8 protein-coding genes and 1 pseudogene are annotated in these 12,993 nt (G+C 69.6%); 3 read left to right on the top strand and 6 right to left on the bottom strand.

Annotation, left to right across the window (positions count from 1 at the left end; genetic code table 11):
• Positions 1-33: 33 nt before the first annotated feature.
• From Phou_RS30160 to Phou_RS56210, 3 genes are read right to left on the bottom strand one after another with little or no spacing between them, the layout of a single operon-like run.
• Positions 34-2,247, bottom strand: coding sequence for a xanthine dehydrogenase family protein molybdopterin-binding subunit (locus Phou_RS30160; protein WP_173062085.1), 2,214 nt, complete (start codon positions 2,245-2,247; stop codon positions 34-36).
• Complete coding sequence (locus Phou_RS30155; RefSeq protein WP_173062082.1) at positions 2,247-3,221, bottom strand: FAD binding domain-containing protein; 975 nt, start codon at positions 3,219-3,221, stop codon at positions 2,247-2,249. The genes Phou_RS30160 and Phou_RS30155 overlap by 1 nt, the downstream gene beginning before the upstream one ends.
• Complete coding sequence (locus tag Phou_RS56210; protein ID WP_173062079.1) at positions 3,221-3,805, bottom strand: (2Fe-2S)-binding protein; 585 nt, start codon at positions 3,803-3,805, stop codon at positions 3,221-3,223. The genes Phou_RS30155 and Phou_RS56210 overlap by 1 nt, the downstream gene beginning before the upstream one ends.
• 182 nt (positions 3,806-3,987) lie before the next feature.
• On the opposite strand from Phou_RS56210, the gene Phou_RS30145 reads away from it, so the two are divergent.
• The 3 genes from Phou_RS30145 (at position 3,988) to Phou_RS30135 (ending at position 6,791) form a co-directional block, all read left to right on the top strand.
• The gene (locus tag Phou_RS30145; protein WP_173062076.1) at positions 3,988-4,293 is read left to right on the top strand and encodes a hypothetical protein; all 306 of its coding nucleotides are present in this window, start codon (positions 3,988-3,990) and stop codon (positions 4,291-4,293) included.
• 615 nt (positions 4,294-4,908) lie between these two features.
• On the top strand, positions 4,909-5,910 hold the full coding sequence (locus tag Phou_RS30140; RefSeq protein WP_173062073.1) for an alpha/beta hydrolase-fold protein: 1,002 nt from the start codon (positions 4,909-4,911) through the stop codon (positions 5,908-5,910).
• Positions 5,907-6,791, top strand: a complete 885-nt coding sequence (locus tag Phou_RS30135; protein ID WP_173062070.1) for an Ig-like domain repeat protein — start codon at positions 5,907-5,909, stop codon at positions 6,789-6,791. The genes Phou_RS30140 and Phou_RS30135 overlap by 4 nt, the downstream gene beginning before the upstream one ends.
• A 304-nt stretch (positions 6,792-7,095) precedes the next feature.
• Here the strand turns inward: Phou_RS30135 and Phou_RS30130 are convergent.
• From Phou_RS30130 to Phou_RS30120, 3 genes and pseudogenes are all read right to left on the bottom strand, one after another.
• Positions 7,096-7,823: pseudogene (locus Phou_RS30130) on the bottom strand (SAM-dependent methyltransferase).
• Between the two features lie 346 nt (positions 7,824-8,169).
• The gene (locus tag Phou_RS30125) at positions 8,170-10,512 is read right to left on the bottom strand and encodes a DEAD/DEAH box helicase (RefSeq protein ID WP_173062067.1); all 2,343 of its coding nucleotides are present in this window, start codon (positions 10,510-10,512) and stop codon (positions 8,170-8,172) included.
• An 807-nt stretch (positions 10,513-11,319) separates the two neighbouring features.
• The gene (locus tag Phou_RS30120) at positions 11,320-12,951 is read right to left on the bottom strand and encodes an NB-ARC domain-containing protein (RefSeq protein ID WP_173062063.1); all 1,632 of its coding nucleotides are present in this window, start codon (positions 12,949-12,951) and stop codon (positions 11,320-11,322) included.
• Between the last annotated feature and the right edge of the window lie 42 nt (positions 12,952-12,993).

The raw sequence follows: 12,993 nt of genomic DNA, 5'->3' as shown, positions 1-12,993 counted from the left end.
TTCGGTCGGTTATAAGGCTGGCCGACTTTGGCGTCAGGACGGCTTTGGGGTCAGTTTGTCGGGGGTGATGGGGAGGTCGCGGACGCGGATGCCGATGGCGTGGTAGACGGCGTTGGCGATGCTGGCGTGTACGCCGACCGCGACCACCTCGCCGAGTCCTTTGGCGCCCAGCGGGTGGGCGTTGTAGTCGGGTTGTTCGATGAAGGAAACGTCGATGTCGCCGATGTCGGCGTTGACGGGCACGTGGTAGTCGGTCAGCGCGGGTGCGATGAAGCGGCCGGTCAGCGGGTCGGTGGCCAGGTTTTCCATGAGGGCGCCGCCCATGGCGTAGATGATGCCGCCCTGGGCCTGGTTTCGCGCGGTCTTCGGGTTGAGGACGCGGCCGATGGCGAAGACGGCGACGTGTCGGGTGACCCGCACGCGGCGGAGCGTGTCATCGATGCGGACCTCGGTGAAGTGGGCGCCGAATGTGGCGTACGAGTAGCGTGGGTCGCGGCTGGCCGGGTCGTGGAAGCCTTGCTCGACGATGGCGCGGCGGCCGTTGCGGCGCAACAGGTCGCGGTAGGTTTCGCCGCGATGGGGTCCGTCCACGTCGTACAGGCGGCCGCGGGCGGCGGCGATCCGCTCCGCGGGCAGGCCGTGCAGCGGTGAGTGCGGGTCGGAGACGGCGAGGCGGATCGCGACCTGCCGGACCCGCTCCGCGGCCAGGTGCACGGCGGTACCCGTGCTGCCTGTGGTGCGCGATCCGTAGGTCGGCGACGACTCGGGCAGCGTCGTGTCACCCGACCGGAAGCCGATCCGCCCCGGTTCGATGCCGGTGCCGTCGGCGGCGACCTGGGTGAGCGTGGTGAGGTTACCGGTGCCGATCTCCTGGGTGGATGTACGCACCTCGGCCGTGCCGTCGTCGCGGATCTCCACGGCGGCGCGGGCCGGCCCGTGGTGCTCCAAGCGCTGTGCCGAGGACATGCCGAAGCCGACCCAGTCGCGGCCGTCGCGCATCATCCGGGGGCCAGGCGCGCGCCGGTCCCAGCCGAATCGGTGGGCGCCCTCGTCGTAGCATTCCAGCAGCTGTTTGCCACTCCATGGCTTGCGTTCCAACGGGTGGGCGGTGAGATGGTTGCGGCGGCGCAGTTCGACCGGGTCCATGTCGAGCTGATAGGAGAGCTCGTCCAGCGCGCTGCCCACGGCGAACATGCCCGGCCCGTCGCCCGGCGTGCGCATGGTGGCCGGGGTGGGCATGTGCATGCTCGCGACCTCGACGCGTACGCCGATGCTCCGGACGGCGTACACGGTGCCGGTCGGGGAGATCGCCGCCTCCGGCCGGTCGAACAGGACCGGGGTGCCGTTGATCGTATGGTGGATGATCGCCTGCAGCGTGCCGTCCCGGTTGGCGCCGACTCTCAGCCGCTGGATGATCGGCGGCTGGTGCCCGTGGCAGGTGAAGACCTGCTTGCGGGTGACCACGAGCTGGACTGGGCGCCCCACCTGCCGGCTGGCCGCGGCCGCGAGAAGCGTGTGTCCCCAGACGGTTGTCTTGTTGCCGAACGCTCCGCCGACCAGTGAGGAAATCACTCGCACCCGCTCGAGCGGCACGCCGAGGGCGCCGGCGATGATCGGGCGGTCGCCGTGTACGTGCTGGCTGGTCGTGTACACCGTGAGAAAGTCGCCGTCCCAGTGGGCCAGCGTCGCGTGCGGTTCCATCGGCGCGTGGCTGTTGTAGGGCGTGCGGTACTCCAGGTCGAGCCTCACGTCGCTGGCCATGAGCTTGCCGTCCGGGTCGTTGAGCGCGAGCGCGGTGGGAAACTCTGGCTCGAAGCGCCACACCGGCGCGTGCGCATCGGGCAGCGCGGCGTCCAAGGTGGGCACGGGTGGTCGGGTCTCGTAGTCGACCGCTACGAGGTCTGCGGCGTGCGCGGCCTGCTCACGCGTGCCGGCTATGACCATCGCCAGGTATTGGCCGTGGTGGTGGATGTGAACGTCGGCGAGAGGGAAGCGGGTCTCCTGGTATCGGAGTGCGGTGGGCGTGCTGTGCCACTGTGGACGGTTGAGGTGTGTCATGACGGCGAGCACGCCGGGTGCCGCCTCGGCGGCGGTGGTGTCGATGGCCCGCACGCGGCCGGCGGAGACCGCGCTGCCCACTAACGCCGCGCAGGCCATGCCGGGCAGCCAGGCGTCGGCGGTGTACCGGGCCGCGCCGGTAACCTTGTCACGAGCCTCTACACGGTTGATCGGTTGGCCGATGGCCATCAGTTCTCCCGAAGGTCGGTCAGCGCCTGGCGCACGACGCCGCGGATCAGCTCCACCTTGTACGCGTTGTCCGGGCGGGGCCGTGCGCCCTCAGTGGCTGCTTCCGCCGCCGCCCCGATGGTCGCCTCGTCCAGGCGCCGGCCGCGCAGCGCGTGTTCGGCTGCCTGCGCTCGCCACGGTTTCGGTGCCACGCCGCCCAGGCAGACCCGCACGTCGCGGACCATACCGTGTTCACTGTGGACGGCCACGGCAGCGGAGGCGAGCGCGAAGGCGTACGAGGCGCGCTCGCGGAACTTCACGTACGTCGAGCGGGACGCGAGCGGGCTGGCCGGCACCTCGACCGCGACGACCAGTTCGCCGTCGTGCAGCGTGTGCTCCTCGTGGGGAGTGTCTCCGGGCAGCCGGTACAGGTCCCCGACCGGAATGCGCCGCGTGCCCCGGGGACCCTCTGCGACCACGGTCGCGTCCAAGGCGAGCAGGGCTACCGCGCAGTCGGAGGGGTGGACGGCGATGCAGGACGCGCTGGTGCCGAAAATGCCCAGGAGCCGACCGTCCCCCTCGATTCCCGCGCAGCCGGCGCCAGGTTCGCGCCGGTTGCAGGCGAACTCGGGCTGCCGGAAGTACGGACAGCGCACGCTCTGAAGCAGGTTGCCGCCGAAGGTGGCCCGGTTGCGGATCTGCGGCGAGGCCCCGGACCGCAGTGCCCGTACAAGCACCGGGTACGTGGCGGCGAGGCGGGGATCGTCCACCGCGTTGCGGCACAAGGCGCCGATACGCACGCCGTCGCGGCTCCAGCGCAGCCCGTCGAGCGAAAGCCCGTTGATGTCGACGAGGCGCGCTGGTGTCCGTACCCTGTCGCGGAGCAGGGTGACCAGGTCGGTGCCGCCAGCGATAACCTCGACGTCCTTGCGCCCGGCGATCAGCCGCACTGCCTCGCGGACGGCGCTCGGCCGTTTGTACTCGAACGTGTCCACTACTTCCCCTCGCGTGACTGGCGCGCGGCGGCGGCGACGGCGTCCCGAATGTTGCTGTACGCGGCGCAGCGGCAGAGGTTTCCGCTCATCACCTCGGGGATCTCGGCCGCAGTTACACCAGGTCGCTCGGCCAGCAGCCCGACCGCGGAGACGATCTGGCCTGATGTGCAGAATCCACATTGGAACGCGTCGTGGTCGATGAACGCCTGCTGCACCGGGTGCAGCCGGTCGCCTTCGGCCAGGCCCTCTACCGTCGTCACGTCGCTTCCTTCGTGCATCACCGCGAGGGTCAGGCAGGACAGGACGCGTCGGCCGTCCAGCAAAACGGTGCACGCGCCGCAGGCACCCTGGTCGCAGCCTTTCTTGGTACCGGTCAGGCGAAGCCGGTCACGCAAGGTGTCCAGCAGGCTTGCCCGGACATCGACCCGGAGCCTCTCGCGACGGCCGTTCACGACCAGTGTCAGGGAGCTGTCCCTGGTGACCGCGGACGCACCCGCTGCCGGCCCCGTCGAAGCCACCGCTGCACCCACGCCGACCGAGAGACCGCCCGCCAACACCGCCCGCCGGCTCGTTCCTTCGCTCATAGGACCACTGTGCTACGGTGCCGCGGCCCGCGAGTCCTACTACAGGCCGCACCGGCGGCCCCAAGGACGAGCGGGTCCTCCACATGGCCGGCCGCCGAGGCGGCAAGCACCGCGCGGACCGGGTGACAGCGCCATGGCGGCGACACGCAGGTCCGACCGGACGCGTCAGTGGTGCACCTCGCATGACGGCACCAGCCAGCAGGCCTTCGCGGTACTCGCCAGCAAACGGTTGGCGCCTCGTCGCGTTCTTCCTCGTCCACGCCTGGCCCGCCGGCACCGAAAACCCGGCAGCCCGGCGACTGCTCTGCACCGGATGGACCACCTCGATCGCCGCCGCCGTCGGCACCGCGCTGCTCTTCGGCCCCTACCTCGCCGGTACCTCACGACGCCACCTTCCGGACGGCACTTTCCTCACCGAAACGCTCGACACCCGCCTCGGTCACGCGCTTGCCGTCCGGACCGCGCTGCTGATCGCACCGGCACCCTGATCCGCTACGGGCTACGCCGGCTGGCAAACCCGGTCACGCCGAAGGCCCCGACTCGTGATGACCGTCGCCGTCCTAGCGACCGGCGCCGCCCTCGCCGGGACGTGGACCGCCGCAGGGAACAGCACCACCGGCACACTCACCACGGCCGCGCGGTGGCGCCTCGTCATCGCCCGTCGACGGCAAGAGCGAGGCGGGCGCCCGCCCAACGCCCTCGTCGACGCCGTGACCAGGAACAACGCAATGCCCCGGACACCCTTGACACCGAAAGGCACGCCCAGCCACACTACCCCTGCTAATTCGATTTAGCACCGTGCGAGGTCCAGAGGGTGCCGGAGCGGGCATATCGACGGCAACGGCGGCCGCGTGGCCCAGGAGGAGGGCGCTCATGTCCGCGTCTCATCCGCAGACGTCTCCCGGCGGCCTCCAGCGCCATGCTCCTGGGCGGCAGCGCCGAACTACGAGGCGCGTCCATCCTCCGGCAGCAAGCCGAATCGATTCATCAGCACTACCCGCCCTCGGACGCCACATATCAGCTCGATTGGAGGTGAAACAGGGACCCTCAGTTTGCCGGTCTCCGAATACCCACGAGAAGAGACTACAGAGGAGTATGCGCAGATGAGGAAGGCGATCGGACGACGCGGGCTCAGGCGTGCGGTCTCGTTGCTCGCGTTCATGTCACTCGGTGCGGGCGCCACCGTGTCCGCGCCACCTGCCGTCGCAGGCGGGCCTGCGATGGTGAAAGGCGCGACCGTCAAGGCGGATCACCGTTCACCGACCGGATATACCGTCAGGTTTGTCTACCACAATCCCAATGCCACGCAGGTCCGCCTTGCCGGAGACCTGACTCTGCTCGACGTCAATACCGGCAACACCCGGTATCAGCCGGAGGAATGGCAGACGGGGCGGTACCACTCTGGAGGCACCGAGTTCCTCAGGGACATGACCAGGGATTCGAAGGGATACTGGTCGATCTCACTCCCGCTGCACGCCGGAAGTCTCAGCTACTGGTACCGGGTCTGGGACCCGACTCAGGGCTGGGTGAACAAGCGCATCTGGGATCCCGCCTCGACGAACCCTCGGCCCCCTGGCGAATCCTCGTTCCGCGTCAGGAACAACGACGTCCTCGATGCCGTGTACGTGCCGTACGCCAAGAAACAGAACGACCCGGTGCTGAAGGAGCGTGCGGAGTACGAGCTGCCGATCGCGGACCGCTCACGGCGGGGCACCGTCCAGTACATCCCCTACACCACGATCCTGGGCGACGGCGGCCATTACCTCGGCGTCTACCTGCCGGCCAACTACGATCCCAACCGCGCGGAGCCCTACAAGGTCGCGTATCTCGCCCACGGCATCTTCGGTGATGAGACCGACTTCATGGTCCCTGCGAACGTCCCGAACATCCTGGACAACATGACGGCTAAGGGCGAGATCGAGCCCACCGTGGTTGTCACCATGGGAAATCACTTCACGGGCACCAGCCTCGGCTTCGCCTCATACAACCAGACCAACGCCGCCAACAACCTGGTCCAGACGATCCTCCCCCTCATCGAAGAGAACTACAACGTCTCGACCGAGCGTGAGGGCGCGCCTACGGCGGGTTCTCATATGGCGGAATGACGGGCGGCGTCGTCATCAAGAACTACCCGACCACGTTCGCGTTCTACGGACACTTCTCCGGCAATCCGTCCCTCACGACGCAAGACTATGACAACGTCGCGGAGGCGGTCGGGGACGATGACCTCTTCGTATTCCTCGGCAACGGTGTCTTCGAGGGCAACCTCAACGCCCAGAACGCCATCGCGAACAACTTCAGGGCTCGAGGGTTCGACGCCGAGACGACCCAGGTCCCTGGCGCGCACGACGGGATGACGGCGGGCCAGCTGTTCACGATCTTCGCCAGGGACTACCTGTGGTCGGGCGTCGACTCCGTGTCGGTGACGCCCGCGACTGAGCACCTGACGAAGGGCTGGAACTGGGTCAGGCAGTTCAGCGCTCAGGTGACGACCAACGAGGGTGTCAGCCCGGCGGTCACCTGGTCGGTCAAGGGAGCGACCTCGGCGGGCACAAGCATCTCCGCGGATGGTCTGCTCTCGGTGGCCGCTGCTGAGACCGCGTCGTCGCTCACCGTCGTGGCGACGTCGGTGGTGGACCCGACCAAGACGAGCTCAGCCCGAGTCACGCTGACGCCCCCGGGCACGGCAAGGGCGGCGGTGAAGGCGAAAGCCACACCCGCGTCGGTGGTCAGTGGCGACACGTTCACGGTGAAGGTCGATGTGAGGGCACCATCCCGGCACAGGAAAGCTCCGAAGGTGACCGGCGAGATCGCCGTCACCTTCGGCGGCACCACGCGGGTGGTTGCGCTGACCGGCGGAACGGCAGTCGTCACGCTGCCGACCGCCGGACTTTCAGCAGGTGTGTACCCGGTTCACGTCGCCTACTCCGGTGACCGGACCTACGCTCCAGACGCGGCGGTCCATCAGCAAATGCGAGTGCGATAGCCAGCAGGCATCGTGGGCCGGCGACCTCCCGTCGCCGGCCCACCCGCATCGTGCCGCCCGAGGCCGCGATGTACCGCGCCCGCCAGTCAATCAGCGCCGCCCGCACGCCAACCGCGTCCATCGAGGCGACCGCCAGCTCGACACTGGCCACCAGCCCGGCCACCTTGGTTGTCGGTGGCGCTTCCTTATCGGTGATCTTAAGGACCGTGCTCAACCCGGTCACCTCGAGCAGGCGGCGCAGCGGCGCGCTGTCGTCGGTGACGAACAGGGCAGCGGCCGCGTGGAAGGTCGCCAGGCAGGCTTGCTACGGCTTGCGGGCTACTGCGCCGTACCCGTCCACGGTGAGGATGGTGTCACCAGCCAATGGGCCGGGCCGCCATTGGGAGATCGACACCAATCCGGGTTCGATGAGTTCGAGGCCTTCGAAGCAGCCGCGCAGCTGGTCGGGAGTGCGTAGGACGTAGGGGACAGCGCCGGTGTCGTTGTAGCCCTGCTGTGCTTCGTTGAAACCTTCGGTGGTATTGGTGCTGTCCCAGAGCACCAGGTAGCTGCCGGAAGGAACCGCGTCCATCATCCCGGCCACGATGAAGCGCATCTGGTGGTAGTCGCCGACGTGGCCGAGCGAGCCCATGAACATCACCGCGATCGGCTCGGTGACGTTCAGGATGTTGCCCGCTTCCTGTAGGAGTTGTTGGGTGTTGTGGAAGTCGTAGTCGATGAAACCGGTGACGCCCTCGGCGGTGGTGTTGCGCAGCAGGGCGCGGGCGTGGACGAGCACGAGCGGGTCGTTGTCGACGTACACGATTTTGGGGTCTGGGGCGGCGCGTTGGGCGACCTGATGCGTGTTTGCATGGTGGGCAGGCCGGTGCCGATGTCGAGGACCTGTCGGATGCCGGCCTGCGCGGCGAGGTAGTGGACGGCTCGGATGACGAACTGCCGGGACTGCTTGGCCAGCTCCACGATGCCGGGGAACCGGGCGATGCACGCGTCCCCGGCAACACCGTCGGCGGCGTAGTTTTCCTTGCCGCCCATCCAGTAGTTCCAGATCCGCGCCGAATGCGGCACCGACGTGTCAATCTTTGAATATGGTCCGCGATCGGTGGGCGACTGGCCGGTCATCGCGACTTCTTCCTTGAGAAGCATTTCCGTTCTTCGCGCGTGCAGGGCGGGCACAGTCGGCGGCTAGGTTTGCGGCTCACCTTGAACGAACGCCAGCAGGGGTGACGCGGATGGCGGGCTTGCCCACGGGTGGCGGTTCGGGGTGGGTGTGTGGTGTTCGCTCAGGCTCGGCTCCGGTGTCGTGGGCCGTGTCGCCGGCAGGTTGGCTTGCGGTGGCGGTTCGACGCCTGGATGCCTTCCTGTGGCTGGGGTTGGCTGGTTACGCGGTGGTGGGTGGCCCTGGGTGGGGGTTCCAGTCGATGCCGAGTGCGTCGAGGTCGGTGATCTGGTCTGCGGTGAGGTCGCCGTTGCGGTGGCGGGCTCGGGCGGTGGTCAGCCAGAGGCTGACGTTGTGGCCGTTGACTGTTCCGGCGCCGCGTAGGGTGCCGTGTTCGGTGTGGTAGGCGCGGGCAGCGGCGAGGTGTTGCTGCCAGCGGTGTGCGCGGCAGTCCCAGATCATGTCGAGCTGGTCCAGTTCGGCGGTTCGTTCGGCTTTGAGCCGGCCGCGTTTGTGGTCGCTTCGTCGGTTGGTGATCCAGGTGCCGAGGTTGAACCCGTCGTCACTGGTGTAATTGGAGGGCACTTGGAGGTGTCCGTACCGCTGGCGGTAGGCGCGGGCGTGACGTAGGCCGTCTTGCCATTCGGTGGTTTGTGGGTCCCAGTCGAAGCCGGCCTTGTCGAGCAGTTGGCGACGGGTTTCGGGCAGGGTGCCGGCACGGCGGTGGGCGCGTTGGGCGGTCCACCATTGCCGCAGGCTGTCCGGCGCGGTGTCCGCGGCGCCGGATGCCTGTCGTTGGGTCCATTGCAAGTGTTCGGCGTACCGGCTGTGCCATTGCTCCTCGACCGGGTCCCAGATGATGTGCAGCCGTTCGAGCGCGGCGATCCGGTCCGGGGCGAGGTTGCCGGCCGTGTACAGCCGCCGTTGGTGGGCTAGCCAGGACCCGAGCCAGCCGTCGTCGGTCTGCACGTGCGGGACGCGCAGGTGACCGTGTTCGGCGTGGAACGCTTGCGCGAGGGGGTAGTAGCGGTCCCACGCGTCCTGGTTGGCCGCCGGGACGGGGTTGAGCACGCGCAGCCGGATCCGGTCCGCGAACCCGGCCGGCACGCGCGGCCCGGCCGCGGTCAGCCAGGACAGACCCACCGCGGCGCCGGCAGTGTCGGCCAGGCCGCCGATGTTGCCCTCGCCGCGCCGTGTACCGCTTCGCGCCTGGTCGAGGCGGGCCTCGAGCCGTTCGTCGTGGGCGCGTAGTGCACGGACCACTTGCCAGACGTGTTGCCAGTCGCGGTGGGCGAGCTCGTTGGCCAGGGTGGCTTCGCTGGTCAGCACCGGTACGACGATGGTGGCGGTCTTCTGTGGTTGGCCGCCGAGCCGCAGTGACCGGCCGACGCCTTGCACGACGTCGATGAGTGAGGTGCGTGGTTCGGCGTACATGACCGCGTCCAGGGCGGGCACGTCCAGGCCCTCGCTGAACAGGCGGGCGTTGCACACCACGACGGCGTTGTCGCCGGGGTCGCGTAGGTGGCGCAGCACCTGCGCCCGGTGCGCGAAGTTGGACTTGCCGCTGGCTGACCAGCCCCGCACCGGCCGGGTCGGGGCCTCTGCCGCGGGCAGCAGGCTCACGGCGTCTGGCAGGGTGTGGGCGAACAGGGCGGCTGAGGCGACCCGGTTGTGGTAGACCAGCACCCGGCTTAGCTGGTAGTCGGCGATCGCCCGGCTCAACGCGATCTGGCTGGCCAGCATCCGCGCCGGCCGTGGCCGCCCGGCCACGGTCAGGGTGGGCTGTTCACCGGTCGTACCGGCAAAACCTGCCAGATCGGCGAGTTCCTGCTCGGTGACGACGGCGACGACCAGCCGGTAGTCGGCCAGCAGGCCAAGGCTGATCGCGTCGGCGAACCCGAGCCGGAACGCCACCGGCCCGAACACGGTCTGATCGTCCATGCTGATCGCCGGCTGGTCGTCGAGGAAGATCCGCGGGGTGGCCGTCATGTACAGCCGCCGCCGCGCCGGCACCGCGACCTGGTCGTGCACGGCCGCCCATGCCTTGCCCAGCGGCCCAGCCGTGCGGTGAGCCTCGTCGACCACGAGCAGACCGGCGGGTCGGGCGTCGTGTAGCCGGTAGGCGGCCCGCACTACGGGCAGGCTGGCGTAGGTGGCCAGCACCGTCACCCGCCCGTCGGCCATCAGGGCGGCCAGCTGGGCCGGGTCGGTGGTGACGGTCAGGCTGCGCAGGCTCACGCCGGCCTGCCGGGCCGTGTGCTGCATCTGCCGGATGTTGCACACTGCGACCACCCGACCCATGGCCGGGCCGAGGTAGTCCTGCCACTGCTTGACCGTCTGCGCGAGCAGGTCGACGGTGGGCACCATCATCACCACCGGCTCGTGCGCTGCCACCCGAACCGATGCGTCCGCCGCGACCAGGGTCTTGCCGGTTCCGCAGGCGGCAACCACAGTGCCGCGCTGGCCGTCGCGGACCTGGCCGCACCAGCGGTCCACCGCCCGCTGCTGGTGCGGCCACAACACCCGACCACCCACCGACGCCGGTGGCACGACGTCGGCGGTCATGACATGTCCGTGAGGGTGGGTTCGTCCGTCACCGTCGATGATGGACGCGATTGCGGCGGCCGCAGGTAGCGCCGGTGGTGGCGCGGGACGGCCAGGGCGGGCGGAGTTCTCGCCTCAGTCCCGCCGCGGACTGGTGTACGCCGGGTGTGCTGGGCGGTCCTCATTCGGGCTGGGCCCGATCAGTGGTGCCGGCTGGGAGGGCTGCCAGCATGGTTCGCACGTCGGCGGCTTCGGTGTCGCCGAGCTCGGCGAACAGGGCCTGCGCGCGTTGCAGGTGCGCGAGGGCACCCGCTGGCCGGTGTCGGGCCAGGGCGAGTTCGCCGAGGCCGTGATGGGCTTGGGCCTGGCCGCGGGTCAGCCCGGCTTTCTGCGTCATGGCGAGCGCGGCGCCGAGTTCGGCGGCGGCCACCTCGTACGCGCCGTTGGTGATCAGAGCGCGGCCCAGGTGGGTCCGGGCGCGGGCCAGGTTGACCGGGTCTGGGGCGTCCAGGTCGGTGAGCAGGTCAACGGCTTGGCTGAGCAGATCGATGGCGACGCGCGCAGCTTGGTTGGTGGTGTGGGCCTGGGCCAAGCCGATGAGGGTGAGCGCGATGCGTCGTGGGTTGCCCAGCTGTCGGTACAGCGCCAGCGCCTGGGTCAGGTCGGCGATCGCGTCCGCGACGCGGTGGAGGGCAAGGGCGGTTGTGCCGCGCCCGGCCAGTGCGGCGGCCTGCTCGTGCTGGTCGGTCGCGGTCTGCTGTGCCTGGGTGAACAGGTCAGCGGCGGCGGTGTGATCGCCGCGGTCGTAGCAGCCCCATGCTTGCCGGTTCAGGGCCGCCGCCAGGTAGCCGGGGTTGTCGAGCCGCTGCGCGCAGCTGACGGCGAGTACGTCAACCCGTTGACGCGTGTGATGGTGGCGGCGCAGGTGAAACAGGGGCCACATCCCGTACGACACCGCGAAGGCCAGCTCAGGTAGGTGCGGCGCGGCGGCCGCGACCACATCGACCAGGTTGACCCTCTCGGCCTCCAACCAGGCCAGCGCAGCCCGCCCGCTGTCGAATTCGTATGGTGGAAGGCCGGCGACATGGTGGGCGAAGTCGGCGGTGTACCGCTGGTAGGGGTAAGGATCCGGTCCGCCGCCCGCACGTCGGCCAGATACCCCAACACGATCCGGCGCAGGGTCTGGTCCCGACCGGCCGGGTCGGTCGGCAGGTCACGGCCGAACTCGCGCACCAGCGCGGGATACCCGTACCGGCCCGGCGCCGGCTGCTGGAGCAGACGGGCGTGCACCAGTATCGCCAGCGGCGCAGCTGTCGCGTCCTGCGCAACGGCGAGACCGGCCCCTGCGGTGCGTGCGGTGAAGTCCGGCCCAGGATGGCTGAGCATGGCCTGGAACAGCCGTTGGGCCGGGGCAGGCAAACCTGAGTAGGCGGCGTCGATCGCGGACATCAGGGCAAGACCTCCACAGTCAAGGCGTGCCGCGTCGGCAAGGGTGGGCGGCGTGGCTGGTGCGTTGTTCAGCTGGCCGGCAGCGGCCGCTACCGCCTGATCTGGATGGCTGGCCAGGTGCGCGGCGGTGATCGCGAGCGGCAACGGCATGCCGGCGCACGCCTTCACCAGGTCGGCGACAGCGGCGGGTTCGGCCGTCAACCGCCGCTGGCCGCAGATCGCCGCCAACAGCATCGCGGAGGCGTCCTGGTCCAGCGGACCAACCAGCACCGGATAAGCGCCGGCGGCGACCAGATCGGCAAGCGGTGCCCGGCTCGTCACCAACACCACACAGGTGGCCGCGGCCGGAAGCAGCGGCTCCACCTGCTCGGCCGATCCGGCGTCGTCCAGCACCACGGTCAGCTTCCGGGAGGCGGTCAGCGACCGCCACAAGGCGACGCGTTCGTCGGCATCTGGGGGGACCCGTTCGTCGGGCACGCCGAGCGAGCGCAGCAGCCGCGCCAACGCCACCGAGGGCGGCAGCGACCCACCTACGGCACGGCCGCGCAAATCGACGTACAGGTCCCCATCGGCCGCCCACGGCAACGCCTGGGCGGCCCGGACAGCCAGGGCGGTCTTGCCCACCCCGGCCGGGCCGTGCAGCACCGCGACGGCCCTGCACCGGGGTGCGCGTGCGGCGACCCGCTTCAGGGCCTGTAGCTGGCTGTCCCGGTTGACCCAGACGGTGGTGGCTGGTGGCAGCTGCCGCGGGACCGGCAACTGCCGCGCCAAGACCGTCATGGCGTCGGCGAGTTCCGGGTCGGCGGCGGCCGCGGTGCGCAGCACCGCCCGCAACGCCGCCAACGCCTCCGGATCCACGTCGGCCAGCCGCAGCACGCCCGCGGTCGCGGGATCGGCGGCGGCCCGGCCACGCAGCCGTCGTAACACCGCCGCGGCGCTTTCGGTCAGGGCGTCGACCGCCTTGCCCACCACGGCGGCGGCGACCGCCTGAAGTAACGGGTCGTCAATCATCGTCGGTCCGTTCCGCATGTCTGATGGCCGCACTGGCTCGCA

Source organism: Phytohabitans houttuyneae, assembly GCF_011764425.1.
Classification (GTDB): Bacteria; Actinomycetota; Actinomycetes; order Mycobacteriales; family Micromonosporaceae; genus Phytohabitans; species Phytohabitans houttuyneae.
Note: the sequence above shows the minus strand (reverse complement) of the source record. Positions and strands in the feature narration are given on the sequence as shown.